Annotated in this window: 13 protein-coding genes; 3 read left to right on the top strand and 10 right to left on the bottom strand. The window is 71.0% G+C overall.

Annotated features, from left to right (window positions below; translation table 11 throughout):
• Positions 1–19: 19 nt before the first annotated feature.
• Positions 20–727, bottom strand: a complete 708-nt coding sequence (locus K4B79_RS21370; protein ID WP_232028439.1) for a TetR/AcrR family transcriptional regulator — start codon at positions 725–727, stop codon at positions 20–22.
• 147 nt (positions 728–874) lie between these two features.
• Here K4B79_RS21370 and K4B79_RS21365 point away from each other — a divergent pair, with 147 nt between their 5' ends.
• Positions 875–1,324: a nitroreductase family deazaflavin-dependent oxidoreductase gene (locus K4B79_RS21365; protein WP_232028438.1), complete on the top strand. Its 450-nt coding sequence runs from the start codon at positions 875–877 to the stop codon at positions 1,322–1,324.
• A 51-nt stretch (positions 1,325–1,375) separates the two neighbouring features.
• Here K4B79_RS21365 and K4B79_RS21360 read toward each other — a convergent pair whose 3' ends face one another.
• Positions 1,376–2,635: a geranylgeranyl reductase family protein gene (locus tag K4B79_RS21360; RefSeq protein WP_232028437.1), complete on the bottom strand. Its 1,260-nt coding sequence runs from the start codon at positions 2,633–2,635 to the stop codon at positions 1,376–1,378.
• Positions 2,636–2,768: 133 nt separating this feature from the next.
• Here K4B79_RS21360 and K4B79_RS21355 point away from each other — a divergent pair, with 133 nt between their 5' ends.
• Both K4B79_RS21355 and K4B79_RS21350 read left to right on the top strand, forming a co-directional pair.
• Positions 2,769–4,124 carry a dipeptidase gene (locus tag K4B79_RS21355; protein WP_232028436.1) on the top strand — a complete coding sequence of 452 codons (1,356 nt, stop codon included), beginning with the start codon at positions 2,769–2,771 and terminating at the stop codon, positions 4,122–4,124.
• Positions 4,125–4,141: 17 nt separating this feature from the next.
• Complete coding sequence (locus K4B79_RS21350; RefSeq protein WP_232028435.1) at positions 4,142–5,251, top strand: protein kinase family protein; 1,110 nt, start codon at positions 4,142–4,144, stop codon at positions 5,249–5,251.
• Here K4B79_RS21350 and K4B79_RS21345 read toward each other — a convergent pair.
• The 8 genes from K4B79_RS21345 to K4B79_RS21310 all read right to left on the bottom strand — a co-directional run bounded on the left by K4B79_RS21345 (position 5,152) and on the right by K4B79_RS21310 (position 14,039).
• Positions 5,152–6,279 carry an ABC transporter ATP-binding protein gene (locus K4B79_RS21345; RefSeq protein ID WP_232028434.1) on the bottom strand — a complete coding sequence of 376 codons (1,128 nt, stop codon included), beginning with the start codon at positions 6,277–6,279 and terminating at the stop codon, positions 5,152–5,154. The genes K4B79_RS21350 and K4B79_RS21345 overlap by 100 nt on opposite strands.
• A gap of 26 nt (positions 6,280–6,305) precedes the next feature.
• A complete protein-coding gene (locus K4B79_RS21340) occupies positions 6,306–7,373 on the bottom strand; it encodes an ABC transporter ATP-binding protein (RefSeq protein ID WP_232028433.1) in 1,068 nt (355 codons plus the stop codon).
• 29 nt (positions 7,374–7,402) lie between these two features.
• On the bottom strand, positions 7,403–8,395 hold the full coding sequence (locus K4B79_RS21335; RefSeq protein ID WP_232028432.1) for an ABC transporter permease: 993 nt from the start codon (positions 8,393–8,395) through the stop codon (positions 7,403–7,405).
• Between the two features lie 73 nt (positions 8,396–8,468).
• Positions 8,469–10,136 (bottom strand): ABC transporter substrate-binding protein, encoded by a 1,668-nt coding sequence (locus K4B79_RS21330; RefSeq protein WP_232028431.1) that lies wholly within the window; start codon positions 10,134–10,136, stop codon positions 8,469–8,471.
• An 81-nt stretch (positions 10,137–10,217) separates the two neighbouring features.
• Positions 10,218–11,246, bottom strand: coding sequence for an ABC transporter permease (locus K4B79_RS21325; RefSeq protein ID WP_232028430.1), 1,029 nt, complete (start codon positions 11,244–11,246; stop codon positions 10,218–10,220).
• Positions 11,247–11,623: 377 nt separating this feature from the next.
• The gene (locus tag K4B79_RS21320; RefSeq protein ID WP_232028429.1) at positions 11,624–12,667 is read right to left on the bottom strand and encodes an NUDIX hydrolase; all 1,044 of its coding nucleotides are present in this window, start codon (positions 12,665–12,667) and stop codon (positions 11,624–11,626) included.
• A gap of 145 nt (positions 12,668–12,812) precedes the next feature.
• Entirely contained in the window at positions 12,813–13,007 is a 195-nt protein-coding gene (locus K4B79_RS21315; protein WP_232028428.1) for a hypothetical protein, read from the bottom strand.
• A gap of 48 nt (positions 13,008–13,055) precedes the next feature.
• Entirely contained in the window at positions 13,056–14,039 is a 984-nt protein-coding gene (locus tag K4B79_RS21310) for a TIGR01777 family oxidoreductase (protein ID WP_232028427.1), read from the bottom strand.
• Positions 14,040–14,080: the final 41 nt, after the last annotated feature.

Genomic DNA, 14,080 nt, shown 5'->3' with positions numbered 1-14,080 from the left:
GACTCGGTCCTCGCGGCGCTCACTCGTCCGGCAGGCCCACGCCGTGGGCGAGTCGGGCGGCCGCGTGGTGGAAGAACGTCTCGCGGTCCTCCACGACCCGGTGGAACTGGCCGAACAGCTCGAAGCCGATCAGGCCGAACAGCTGGGCCCAGGCCGCGACGAGGGCGGCCGCCACGGCCGGGGGCAGGTCGGGGGCGATGTCGGCGGCGATCCGCTCGGCCTCGGGGCGTAGGTCGGCGGGGAACGGCGGCTCGCTCAGGCCGGTGCCCTGGTGCGTCTCGCGCACGATGCCGATCAAGAGGAGGGCGACCCGGGCGGCGGCCGGGACCGTGGAGTCGGGGGCCTTGTAGCCGGGGACCGGTGTGCCGTAGATCAGCGCGTACTCGTGGGGGTGCGCGAGGGCCCAGCCGCGGGCGGCCTCGCAGACGGCCGTCCAGCGCCGGGCGGGACCGGCGTCGGCGACCGCGCCGTGCGCCTGCTCGGCCGCCTCGCCGAGGGAGTCGTAGGCGTCGATGATGAGTGCGGTCAGCAGGTCGTCGCGGCTGGGGAAGTAGCGGTACAGGGCGGAGGAGACCATGCCGAGCTCACGCGCCACGGCCCGCAGCGAGAGCTTCGCCGCTCCGTCCGCGGCGAGTTGCCGGCGTGCCTCGTCCTTGATGGCGGCGGTGACCTCGATCCGGGCGCGCGCCCGGGCGCCGCGCGTCGCGCTTCCGTGTGCGGTGCTCATGCGGACCAGTCTTCCACGAAAACAGATCAGTGCACAGAAACGAGAGCAGTGCTCTTGCGCCGACAGGTGACGGGGTGCAGACTGAAGCACGAAACGAGAGCAGTGCTCACAGACGAGAGCACCCCTCTCCCACACCTGGGGGTTCCCATGTCCACGCACGTCCAGAAGCCCGGCTGGTTCACCGTCAACGTCTTCAACCGGGCCGTGTCCTGGCTGACCCGCCGTGGTCTGAGCGTCTGGGGCTCCCGGGTCCTGGCGGTCCGCGGCCGCAAGAGCGGCGAGTGGCGGACCACCCCGGTGAACCTGCTGACCGTGGACGGCGCGCAGTACCTGGTCGCCCCGCGGGGCCATGTGCAGTGGACCCACAACATGCGCGCGGCCGGCGGCGGCGAGCTGCGGCTCGGCAAGGCCGTGGACGTCTTCACCGCGACCGAGGTGACCGACGACGAGAAGGTCCCGCTGCTGCGCGCCTACCTCAAGCGCTGGAAGGCCGAGGTCGGCGTCTTCTTCAACGGGGTCGGCCCCGACTCCCCCGACGCCGACCTGCGCCGCATCGCGCCGGACCACCCCGTCTTCCGGATCACGCCCGCCAAGTGACCACCGGGGACCACCAAGGGGCCACCGGGCAGGGGCGGCCCCCGCGCACGGTCAGGAAGCCGCCTCGTCGCCCGCCGGACGCTCCGGCTGCTCGGGACGCTCCGGACGCGGGTCCAGCGCCGCCAGGGCCCGCTGGGCCATCGGCCGGCCCCGGACCATCTCGCCCAGTGTGGTCGCGCCCTGGGTGATGTCCTTGAACGCGTTCCACGCGGGCCGGAATCCGGTCAGGGCCGCGTGGAACAGTCCGGGGCGGCGCTCGAACACGGTCAGCAGCCGCTTGCCGACGCTCATCTCGACGCCGAGCCCCGCCTTGATCGCGAACGCGTAGTTCAGGGCCTGGCGCCGCGTGTCCACCGCGTCGTGCGCCTCCGAGATCCGCACCGCCCACTCCCCCGCGAGCCGGCCCGAGCGCAGCGCGAAGGAGATGCCCTCGCGCGTCCACGGTTCAAGAAGCCCGGCCGCGTCCCCGCACACCAGCACCCGCCCGCGCGACAGCGGCGAGTCCTCGGCACGGCAGCGGGTCAGGTGGCCGGAGGAGATGCTCGGTTCGAAGCCGGCGAGTCCCAGCCGCCCGATGAAGTCCTCCAAGTACCGCTTGGTGGCCGCGCCTTCGCCGCGCGCGGAGATCACCCCGACGGTCAGGGTGTCGCCCTTGGGGAACACCCAGCCGTAACTGCCGGGCATCGGGCCCCAGTCGATGAGCACCCGCCCCTTCCAGTCCTCGGCGACGGTCTCCGGCACCGGGATCTCCGCCTCCAGGCCCAGATCCACCTGGTCGAGCTTGACCCCGACGTGCGCTCCTATCCGGCTGGCGCTGCCGTCGGCCCCGACCACAGCCCGGGCCAGCACCGTCTCGCCGCCCTGGAGCACCACGGCGACCGTGCGCCGGTCCGGGACCGCCGAGCCGTGCTGCTCGACGCGCTGGACGGTGACGCCGGTGCGCAGCTCGGCGCCCGCCTTCTGGGCGTGCTCGACGAGCTGCTGGTCGAACTCCGGCCGGTTGATCAGCCCGAACAGCATGTGCTTGGAGCGGCGGGTCCGGGTGAAGCGGCCGTTGTTGGAGAACGTGACCGCGTGCACCCGGTCACGGAACGGCAGCTCGAAGCCGGGTGGCAGCGAGTCGCGGGAGGGTCCGATGATGCCGCCGCCGCACGTCTTGTAGCGGGGCAGCTCCGCCTTCTCCAGCAACAGCACGCGCCGTCCCGCGACGGCCGCCGCGTAGGCGGCCGAGGCCCCCGCGGGTCCCGCGCCCACCACGACGACGTCCCACACCCGCTGCACGTCGTCCGCCGAAGAGTTCTCGCTGCTCACGATGGTCTACTGCTCCCGGTCAAGCCGCTCTGGCACCTGTCCCCCGCATCCTACGGCGGACGTCCCCACAGGCCACTGTGGGAGGATCTACGGCACTCATCGGTACAACGTCGCACCCACAAGGAGCGTGCCCATGTCGTCGAATCCGGTCGCCGAGACCGTCGCCTCGCTGATGCCCCGCGCGCGGGCGGAACTCACCGAGCTGGTGGCCTTCAAGTCGGTGGCGGACTTCGACCAGTTCCCCAGGAGCGAGAGCGAGGGCGCCGCCCGCTGGGTCGCCGACGCGCTCACCGCCGAGGGCTTCGAGGACGTGGCCCTGCTCGACACCCCCGACGGCACCCAGTCGGTGTACGGCTACCTGCCCGGCCCCGAGGGCGCCAAGACCGTCCTGCTCTACGCCCACTACGACGTGCAGCCGCCGCTGGACGAGGCCGCCTGGACCACCCCGCCCTTCGAGCTGACCGAGCGCGACGGCCGCTGGTACGGGCGCGGCGCCGCCGACTGCAAGGGCGGCGTGATCATGCATCTGCTCGCCCTGCGCGCGCTCAAGGCCAACGGCGGCGTGCCGGTGCACGTCAAGGTGATCGCCGAGGGCTCGGAGGAGATGGGCACCGGCGGTCTGGAGCGCTACGCCGAGCAGCACCCCGAGCTCCTGGAGGCCGACACCGTCGTCATCGGCGACGCGGGCAACTTCCGCGTCGGCCTGCCGACGGTGACCGCCACGCTGCGCGGCATGACCCTGCTCCGGGTACAGATCGACACCCTCGCCGGGAACCTGCACTCCGGTCAGTTCGGCGGCGCGGCCCCCGACGCGCTGGCCGCGCTGATCCGCGTCCTGGACTCGCTGCGCGCCGAGGACGGCTCGACGACCGTCGAGGGGCTGGCTCCCGAGTCCCGCTGGGAGGGGCTCCAGTACGACGAGGAGCAGTTCCGCAAGGACGCCAAGGTCCTGGACGGCGTCGAGCTGATCGGCAGCGGCACGGTCGCCGACCGCATCTGGGCGCGCCCCGCCGTGACGGTCCTCGGCATCGACTGCCCGCCGGTCGTCGGCGCCACCCCGTCGGTGCAGGCCAGCGCCCGTGCACTGGTCAGCCTCCGCGTGCCGCCGGGCGTGGACGCGGCCGAGGCGACCAAGCTGCTCCAGGCCCACCTCGAGACGCACACGCCGTGGGGCGCCCGGGTGCGCACCGAGCAGATCGGCCAGGGCCAGGCCTTCGCGGCCGACACGACCAGCCCGGCCTACGCGGCGATGGCCGACGCGATGGCGGTCGCCTACCCGGGCCAGGAGATGCAGTACGCCGGCCAGGGCGGCTCCATCCCCCTGTGCAACACCCTCGCCGCGCTCTACCCGCACGCCGAGATCCTCCTGATCGGCCTGAGCGAGCCCGAGGCCCAGATCCACGCCGTCAACGAGAGCGTGTCCCCGCAGGAGTTGGAGCGCCTGTCGGTGACCGAGGCCCTGTTCCTGCGCAACTACGCGGCGAGCTGACGGGCAGTCATGGAGCCATGACCTCCAGCGCGCGTCTCACCACCCATGCCGACACCGCCGCCGCCCTCGCCCTCCTGAGCGACGGCGGCCTCGCGGACCTCGTGGCCTCGGGGACACCCTCCGCGACCGGTGTCGGCGGCCGGTGCGTGCTGGTGGACGTGGACGGCACCCGCGTCTTCGTGAAGCAGGTGCCGCTCACCGATCGTGAACTGCTCCCGCACCACGTCCGCTCCACCGCGGACCTCTTCGGCGCGCCGCCGTTCTGCCACTACGGCATCGGAGCCGTCTGCGGCCCCGGCTTCGGCGCCTGGCGGGAGCTGGCCGTGCACGAGATGACGACCGACTGGGTGCTGTCCGGGCGCTGTTCGGGCTTCCCGCTCATGCGTCACTGGCGCGTGCTGCCCCACCCGCCACGTCCCCTCCCCGACGAACTGGCGGACGTGGACGCGGCGATCGCGTACTGGGGCGCACGCCAGGTCGGCGAGCACATCGAGGCGCTGCGCACGGCCTCCGCGAGCCTCACCCTGTTCCTGGAGCACGTCCCGCACACCCTGCACGACTGGTTCCACGCCCGGTTGCGCACGGACGGCGCCGAGGCCGCGTGCGCCCTGGTGGAGAAGCAACTCGTGGAGCTCACCGACTTCCTGCACGGACAGGGCCTCGTGCACTTCGACGCCCACTTCCGCAACGTCCTCACCGACGGCCGCCGGCTCCACCTCGCCGACTACGGCCTCGCCGTCTCGGACCGCTTCCGGCTCACCGCCGAGGAGCGCGACTTCCTCGACCGCCATCGCGGCTACGACCGCGCCTACGTCCGCTCGTACCTGGTGCACTGGCTCGTCGTGGACCTGTACGGGTACGCCAGGGACGAGCGCGAGGCCTTCATCCGCGACTGCGCCGACGGGCGGCGCCCCGAGGGGATTCCCCGGGCCGCCGCCGCTCTGATCTCACGGCACGCACGAGTCGCCGCGACGCTCGGCGGCTTCCACCGCCGCATCGAGCGGCACAGCAGGCTTACGCCGTACCCCTACGAGGAACTGGCAGGGCTCTCCGCCGACCCGCTGAGCGCCGGGTCCAGGACGATGTCCTGCGCACGGGCCTCGACGGACGGCTCCTCCGGGAAGTGACAGGCGGTCAGGTGCCCGTCGGGGTTCCCGGAGATACGGACCAGCGGCGGTTCCTCGGCGGCGCACTTGGCCTGGGCCTTCCAGCAGCGGGGGCGGAAGCGGCAGCCCGAGGGCGGGTCGACCGGGGAGGGTACGTCCCCGGCCAGCCGGATGCGCTCACGTCGCCGGGTGCCGTCCGGGTCGGGCTCCGGCACGGCGGACAGCAGGGCGTGGGTGTAGGGGTGCCGCGGCCGGGTGTAGAGGGTCTGCCGGTCGGCGACCTCGACGACCTTCCCCAGGTACATCACCGCGACCCGCTCGCAGAAGTGCCGTACGACGGCGAGGTCGTGGGCGATGAAGACGAACGCGATGCCGAACTCCCGCTGGAGGTCCTGGAGCAGGTTGACGATCTGCGCCTGGATGGAGACGTCCAGCGCGGAGACGGGTTCGTCGGCCACGATGAGCTTGGGCCGCAGGGCGAGCGCGCGGGCGATGCCGATGCGCTGACGCTGGCCGCCGGAGAACTCGTTCGGGTAGCGGTTGTAGTGCTCGGGGTTGAGACCCACCGTCTCCAGCAGTTCCTGGGCGCGCTTCTTGTGGCCCTGGGGCGGGTTGATGCCGTTGAGCCGCATCGGGGTCTCGACGATGGTGCCGACGGTGTGCCGGGGGTTCAGCGAGGAGTAGGGGTCCTGGAAGATCATCTGGAGGTTCCGGCGGGCCTCCTTCATCCGTGCCTCGGGCGTGTGGGTGATGTCCTCGCCGTCGAACAGGACGCTGCCCGCGGTGGGTTCCAGCAGCCGGGTGACCAGCCGGCCCGTGGTCGACTTGCCGCAGCCGGACTCACCGACCAGGCCCAGCGACCGGCCGGCCCCGACGGTGAAGTCGACGCCGTCGACCGCTCGTACGGCTCCCACCTGCCGCTGGAAGACGATGCCCTGCCGGATGGGGAAGTGCTTGGTGAGACCGCGGACCTCCAGCAGGTTCTCGCCGGCCGAGGGCCCGTCGGCGGGAACGGCGGTCTGTCCGGGAAGGTGCTGGGTGCTGCTCACGGCATGCTCCTGTTCGTCCGCCGCCGTCACTGGGCGGCCCTACGTCCGCGGATCTCCCGCTTGGTCTCCGCGGTCAGATGGCAGGCCGCGATGTGCCGGTCGGTGCCCGCCACCGCCAGCAGTTCGGGCCGCTCCGCCGCGCACAGGCCGTGGGGCACCCACCCCTTGAAGGTGCAGCGGGGGTGGAAGGCGCAGCCGCTCGGCAGGTCGATCAGGCTGGGCGGGGATCCGGCGATCGGGTTCAGCCGCCGCTCCACGTCCCCGCCGATGTGCGGCATCGACTCCAACAGGCCCCAGGTGTAGGGGTGTTCGGGCCGGGTGAGGACGTCCCGCACACTGCCGTACTCGATGCGGCGGCCGCCGTACATCACCAGGATGTCGTCGGCGATGTCGGCCACCACCCCGAGGTCGTGGGTGATGAGGATGACGGCGGAGCCGAACTCCTCCTGGAGATCGCGGATCAGGTCCAGAATCTGGGCCTGGACGGTGACGTCGAGGGCGGTGGTGGGTTCGTCGGCGATGAGCAGCGCCGGGTCGCAGACCAGGGACATGGCGATCATGGCGCGCTGCCGCATGCCGCCGGAGAACTGGTGCGGATAGTCCTTCGCCCGCCGGTCGGGCTGCGGGATGCCGACCCGCTTCAGCATCTCCACGGCCCGGTCCCGGGCCTCCTTCTTGGAGACCCTGTGGTGCACCTGGTACGCCTCGGCGATCTGGGCGCCGACGGTGAAGTACGGGTGCAGGGCGGACAGCGGGTCCTGGAAGATCATGGAGACCGTCCGGCCGCGCAGCGCGCGCATGTCGTGCTCCGGGAGGGCGACGAGGTCCCGGCCCTCCAGGCGGATCTCGCCGGAGACCTGGGCGCGGGTGCCCTTGTGCAGGCCCAGCAGGGCCAGCGAGGTCACCGACTTCCCCGAACCGGACTCGCCGACGATGCCGAGGGTGCTCCCCTTCTCCAGGGTGAAGGAGACGCCGTCGACGGACTTCACGATCCCGTCCTCGGTCGGGAAGTGCACCCGCAGGTCGCGTACGTCGAGGAAGGGGGCGGACGCCGGGGCGACCTGCGCGGGGTGGGGAGATGTCTGGAGGGACACGGGGCTTTCCTTAGAGAACGAAACGGGCCTCAGGCGAGGCGGACACGCGGGTCGACCAGGCCGTAGACCACGTCGACGACCACGTTGGCCAGGACGACGAACGTGGCGGCGAAGAGCGTGGTGCCGAGGATCACCGGCAGGTCGGAGTTCTGCACGGAGTCCACCGCGAGCTTGCCGATGCCGTTGATGCCGAACACCGACTCGGTGATCACCGCGGAGCCGCCGATGAGGGAGCCGACGTCCATGCCGAAGATGGTGATGATCGGGGTGATCGCGGCCCGCAGCCCGTGCTTGAGGACGACCTTGCGGGCCGGCAGTCCCTTGGCGCGGGCGGTGCGCATGTAGTCCTCGGCGAAGACCTCCAGCATGGAGGAGCGCGTGAGCCGGGTGTACATCGCGAGGTAGACGATGACCAGGGTGATCCAGGGCAGGATGAGCCCCTGGAACCAGGCGGCAGGGTCCTGGGTGATCGGGGTGTAGCCGGAGGCGGGCAGGATCTGCCACTTGTCGACGAACAGGAAGAGCAGCAGCAGGCCGATGAAGTAGATCTGCACGGAGACGCCGACCAGCGCGAAGCCGACCGCCGCCTTGTCGGCCGCCTTGCCCCGGCGGACCGCGGCCACCATGCCGAGGCCGACGCCCAGGACCAGGAAGACCACCGCGGCACCGAGACCGAGCGAGAGGTCCGCCGGGAAGTCGCCCAGCAGGGTGGTGAGGACCGGGGTGTCGGTCTGGAAGGAGAGCCCGAGACAGGGCGCGCCGCAGTGCACGCGCAGGCTCTGGTCGCCGTAGTCACGGCCGACGAAGAGCCCCTTGAAGAACTCCCAGAACTGGGTCATGAAGCTCTGGTCGAGGCCCAGCGAGTGCTTGATCTCCGCCAGCCGGGAGGGCGAGCAGGTCTTGCCGCAGGCCAGGAGGGCGGGATTGGAGGGCAGCGCGTAGAAGATGACGAAGGTGATCACCGTGATCACCAGCAGGATCACGGCCGCCGCCAGCAGGCGTCGGATGAGATAGCGAAGCATGGGGTGCTGGACCTGACGTGAGGACGGGTGCCCGCCGGCCGGGGTGTGCCGGCGGGCCTTCGAATGGGGTGCGTCAGCTCTTGACGTAGACGTGGACCAGGCTGGGCTCGGCGACCACCGGGTCCGGGATGACTCCGCCGACCTTGGAGCCCGCCAGTTCGGTGAACTTCATGTACATCAGCGGGACCACGGAAGCCTCCTTGAGGACCTGCTCGTCCAGAGCCCCGTAGGCGGCGTTGGCCTGAGTGATGTCGGTCATCTTCGCGATCTTGTCGATCTGCGCGTTGACCGCCGGGTCGTTCAGGTACGACTGGTCCTGGTTGGACTGCGGCAGCTTCGCGATCTGCCGTCCGTCGAACAGCACGGGCAGCACGGTGGAGGCGTTCGGCCAGTCCGCGATCCAGTCCATCCAGGTCAGGTCGTACTGGTTCTTGACGTTGTCGACGGTGCTGAAGTAGTTCGACGCGTCGATCGGGGTGATGTTGACCGAGATGCCGATCTTCCCGAGCGAGGTCTTGACCGCGTCGGCGAAGTGCTCCTCGGTGGGTGTGTTCTCCACGGCCAGCGACATGGTGAGCTTCGGGTTCCCGGCCTGCTTCATCAGCGCCTTTGCCTTGGTGACATCACCGGCGGGGTTGGTGCTGTAGAGGTTGAACTTCTTGTAGCCGCCGATGCCGGGGCTCAGCATCGTGCTGGCGTAGTCGCCGTACGCGGCACCGCCGAAGGCGCCGCGCGCGGTGGTCTTGTCGATCGCGTACTCGATCGCCTGACGGACCTTCAGGTCCTTGACCCGGGTGGTGTTGATCGCGAGGTAGTTGATGCCGGGTGCCGGGATCTTGTAGTAACGCGACTTCAGAGAGGGGTCGTTCGCGATCGTCGTCAGATCGGAGCCCGCGATCGGCCACTGCATGATCGAGGTCTGGGCGGTGCCGGCGTCGGACTTGATCTGCTGGTCGATGGCGGCCTGGTCCTGACCGAACCTCACATCGATCTCATTGACGTTCTGCTCGCGGATCGGGTCGGTGGACTGCGTCCAGTGCGTGTTCTTGACGAGGACGAGTTCCTTGTTCTTGGCATACGACTTGAGCATGTAGGGCCCGTCGGACCAGACGTGGGTGTCGTACGTCGATCCCGTGTCGTGGGCCTTGGGCACCGCCGACCAGCCCGGCATGGTGGTCGTCTGGTTGAAGTCCGCGACGGGCGCGTTCAGATGGAAGACGAGGGTGTACTTGTCCGGTGTCTGGATGGAGGCGAGCTCCTTGCCCTGGTAGGGGCCCTTGTACGTGGAGCCGCCGACCAGCCACTGACTCGCGTACGGCGGGCCGCCGTTGATGTCGGGCGAGAAGGTCCGCTCGATGCCGTACTTGACGTCCTGCGCGGTGACCGCGCTGCCGTCCTGCCACGTGACGCCGTGGCGCAGGTGGAAGGTCCACACGGTGGCGCCCTTGCTGGGCGTGCCGGTGTCGGTGGCCAGGTCGCCGACCAGCTTCGGCTGGGAACCGGTCTCGTCCCAGCCGGTGAGGGTGCGCACGAACTCCTGGGCCATGCTCTCGCCCTCGGTCGTGTAGATCCGCTGGGGGTCGAGATGGTCGAAGTCCGCGTGGTCGAGGATCGTCAGCGTGCCGCCCTTGGTCGGGGAACCGCTGCCGGTGGTGCTGGAGGAGCCTCCGCATGCGGTGGCCCCCAGGGCTATCGCCACGGCGGTGGCCGTCAGCGCGAAGGTGCGCGATCTGCGCGTCATCGGAAACGCTCCGTTCTTGTGCGTACTGGGTCTCGGCGGTCCGTGTGGGGGCCCGGCCGGCCGGGGTTCGGGGGCGGCGGCTCAGCCACGGCTCGCGCGGGGATCGAGGGCGTCCCGCACGCCGTCGCCGAGGAGGTTGAGTGCCAGGACGAGGATCAGGAGCAGGACACCGGGCACGAAGAGGTACATCGGGTCCTGGAGGAAGTACTGGGAGGCGTCCGAGAGCAGGGCGCCCCAGTCCGGGTTGGGCGGGATGACACCGACGCCCAGGTAGGACAGCGCCGCCTCGGTGGTGATGTTCTGCGGGACGGCGAGCGCGAAGGAGATCAGGATCGGCGCCCACAGGTTGGGCAGCAGCTGCCGGAAGAGGATGTGCGCCCGGCCCGCACTCATGATCCGCGCGGCGTCGACGAACTCCCGTTCGCGCAGGGACAGCACCTGGCCGCGTACCAGGCGGGCGGTGTAGGCCCAGGCGAACATGGCGATGTTGAGGACCAGGACCAGCAGCCGCAGGTTCTCGTCGGTGCCGCCGTGGTCGTTGGTCTGCAGCGCGTTCTGGATGACCGGGGTGAGCGCGATGATGAACAGCAACTGCGGGAAGGCCAGCATCACGTCCATCACCCGCGAGAGCACCGAGTCGACCCAGCCGCCGGAGTAGCCCGCCGCCAGCCCGGCGACGACGCCGACGACGGTCGACAGCACGGCCGACGCGAAGCCGACGAAGAGCGAGGTGCGCAGGCCGTGGACGACCCGGGCGAACAGGTCGTATCCGGTGCCGGGTTCGACGCCCAGCAGGTGGGTGAGGCTGATGCCGCCCAGCGATCCGTACGGGAAGTTGCCCGTATCCGGGTCGATCGCCTTGCCGTCGGGGGTGATCGGGCCCCAGCCGGTCATCGCGGTCAGGACCGGGGCCAGCAGCGCGATCACCATGAACAGGACGGTGACCACGAACGCGATCAGGGTGACCTTGTCCCGTCGAATGCGGTTCCAGGCCAGGCGGGCCGGTGAGCGTCCGGCGACGGCGGGGCGGCCGGCCCGGGGGTCCCGCGCCGGTTCGGCCTCGGGCGCGGTGCCGGTCGGGGTCTGGACCTGCTGGTGCTGCGTGGTCATCGTACGGACGTCCCGGAGGTGAGCTGGGGCTGTCGCGGGGTTGCCGCGGCGGGCGTGGGTAGGGAGGCGCCAGAGGACGGACCCCTGGGCGAAAATCACTTGACGGCGTCCGGTGTCGGCGCCGTGAAGACTGAGCGGACTTTCGCAACGCTCCGTGACCCCGGTCAAGGCCGTTCAGGACCGGAAAAGTGATTGTTTGCGCAGGTTGCCAAGAGTTGACGAGAGCGAGAGGTTTCGTTAGCTCTGGCATAGAGGTAATGGGACGCTCTCTTGGGGAGTTCGCGGTGCGGGCTTCCGCGGCGCGGGAGTCCGGAAACGCCGAAATCCCTGTCGGCACCACGGCGCGGCAGGGATCTCACAGCGGGTTTCCCGGCAGGTCAGCCGATCGGAGTCCCGGCCTCCAGATAGAGCGCGGCTCCGCGTTCCCGGGCCCTGAGGGCCCAGCGCAGCCGTTCGTAGCGCACCGGCGGCAGCAGGTCGGCGGCCTCCTCCTCGGTGACGAACCGCCAGGCGCGCAGCTCGGGCCCGGGCAGCAGGAGTCGGCCGGCCTCGGTGGAGTCGAGGCGGCCGCCGTCGAAGATCAGGCGCATCCCGCCGTAGCCGGGCGGCGCGGGCCGTTCCCAGTCGACGACGAGGAGGCGGGGCATGGCGTCGAGGTGGATGCCGGTCTCCTCGGCCACCTCCCGGACACCGGCGCGGGCGGGGGCCTCGCCGGGTTCGACGACACCGCCGGGGAACTCCCAGCCCGCCTTGTAGGTGGGGTCGACCAGCAGGACCCGGTCCCGCTCGTCGAAGAGGAGGACGCCGGCGGCGAGGGTCTCGGCGGTGGGTTCGGGGGTCTGCACGATGTCGCAGACGGGTACGGTGCCCGCGGTGACCGCCTCGGCGATCCGGGCGGCCGTCTGGTAGGGCGTGAGGGCGCTGTTGTCGATCGGGTGGGCGTCGGCGGTGAGCCAGGCGGCCAGGGCGCCGCGGTAGGGCTCGATGTGGTCGTAGGCCCACTGCCGGACGCGCATGTCGCCGTCGGGGAGATCGGGTGGGACCTCCCGGCCGGCTATTCGCTCGCGCAGGATCGTTTCCGCCGGGGTGAGGAGCACGTGCCGGACCCCGATGCGGCGGGCGGCGAGGCCGCCGAAGATCTCGTCGCGGTACTCCTGGCGCAGGAGGGTCATCGGGACCACCAGGGTCCCGCCCAGCTCGGCGAGCATCGCGGCCGCCGTGTCGATCACGAGGCGTCGCCAGATCGGCAGATCCTGGTAGTCGCCGACCTCGGCGAGGTGCTTGGGCGGGAGCAGGTGCGGGAGTGCTCCGCCGATGATCTCGGGGTCGAAGAGTGTGCTGTTCGGGATCAGCTCGATCAGTTCCCGTGCGGTGGTGGTCTTCCCCGCACCGAACGCACCGTTGATCCAGACGACGGTCACAGGTCCCCCTCTTCTGTTGGCCCCCTGTGGCTTGCCCGCTCCACCCTGCCACGGAAACCAGCCGCAGTTGAGGGCGCACACGCGTGGCGCCGGCGCCCCCTGCCACGGGGGGGCCGGCGCCACGTGTGTGCGGTGCTTCGCCTCGTCAGCCGTTCTGCCCGAGCGTGCCGTCCTCGACCCCGGCCAGGCTGTCGTCGGCGATGGTCTGGTCGAGGCTGCTGAGGGTCTTGTCGACGTCGATGTCCCCCAGGTTCTCGCCCAGGGCGTGGGAAGGGGTGACCGCCGCGACGACGAAGCCGGTGGCGAGGGAGGCGATGGCGAGCATGCTGCGCTTCTTCATGCCGGGCTCAACTGGCGAACGGCCCGGAGGTCACGCCCGGCGCCGAAGTCAGCCGGACACCGTCGGCGCGAGGTGCCCCTCGTGCGCTCCGGGGCCGCCGCGCGCCCGCCGCGCCAGGTCCGCCGCCGCTTCCGGCCACGCCGCGTGATCGAAGGCGAAGCCCGCGGCCGCCAGACGACGGGGCACGACCCGGCGGCTCTTCAGCAGGAGTTCGGTGTCCGAGCGCAGCGCGAGCGCCCCGATCTCCGCCATCCACCGCGTGGCGGGCAGGCCCACCGGGACTCCCCACGCGGAGCGCAGCGCCCGCATGAACGCGCGCTGCGGCAGGGGGTGGGGCGCGGCGAGGTTCACCGGGCCGGTGAGCTCCTCGTGGTCGATGAGGAACGCGACCGCGCGGACGAAGTCACGGTCGTGGATCCAGGAGACGTACTGGCCGCCGCCCGCGACCGGGCCGCCGAGGCCGAGCCGCGTCAGCCTCGTCAGGACGTCGAAGACGCCGCCGCGGTCGGGGCTCATCACCATGGCCGAGCGCAGGGCGACCTTGCGGGTGTGCGGGGTGTCGGCCTCCTCCTGGGCCCGCTCCCAGTTCCTGGCGATCTCGACACTGTAGGCCCAGTAGCCGGGGACGCCGGGCTCCTCGCCGCCCAGAACTCCCGTGATCTCGTCGTTCGGCGCGTCGAAACGGTGGGCGTAGACGGTGGCCGTACTCATCTGCAACCAGACCCGCGGCGGACGGGCGGCGCGGGCGACGGCCTCGCCGACGGCCCGGGTGGAGCGCACCCGCGAATCCATCATGGCCTGGAGATTGGCCGGGGTGTACCGGCAGCTGACGCTGCGTCCGGCGAGGTTGATCACCACGTCGCTGCCGTCGATCTCCTCGGCCCACGGGCCCAGCGACTCGCCGTCCCAGGCGACCTCGCGCTCGCGCCGCGGCCGTCTGGTGAGGACGACGACCTCGTGGCCCGCGGCGGTCAGCGCGCGGTTCAGGATCGCGCCCACCTGCCCGGTCCCGCCGGGTATCACGATCTTCATGGCGTTCCCCCTTCGTGTGGGGACAGCCTAGCGCACTTTTT

The organism is Streptomyces lincolnensis (genome assembly GCF_021173675.1).
Taxonomy (GTDB): domain Bacteria; phylum Actinomycetota; class Actinomycetes; order Streptomycetales; family Streptomycetaceae; genus Streptomyces; species Streptomyces lincolnensis_B.
Note: the sequence above shows the minus strand (reverse complement) of the source record. Positions and strands in the feature narration are given on the sequence as shown.